The sequence below is a fragment of the Bacillus sp. 11B20 genome, assembly GCF_056098985.1.
This window is the reverse complement of the sequence record NZ_JBLZWZ010000018.1, coordinates 1-255: the sequence shown is the minus strand read 5'-3', so window position 1 is coordinate 255 and position 255 is coordinate 1. Positions and strand designations below refer to the sequence as shown.

The following is a 255-nucleotide window of genomic DNA, read 5'->3' as shown; positions in this document are numbered from 1 at the left end:
GTCTTGCAGCCCTTTGTTCTGTCCATTGTAGCACGTGTGTAGCCCAGGTCATAAGGGGCATGATGATTTGACGTCATCCCCACCTTCCTCCGGTTTGTCACCGGCAGTCACCTTAGAGTGCCCAACTGAATGCTGGCAACTAAGATCAAGGGTTGCGCTCGTTGCGGGACTTAACCCAACATCTCACGACACGAGCTGACGACAACCATGCACCACCTGTCACTCTGTCCCCGAAGGGAAAGCCCTATCTCTAGG

1 rRNA gene is annotated in these 255 nt (G+C 54.1%); it reads right to left on the bottom strand.

Features of this window, described 5'->3' with window-relative positions:
• A 16S ribosomal RNA gene (locus tag ACN6NB_RS19530) occupies nt 1–255 on the bottom strand; the annotation flags it as partial.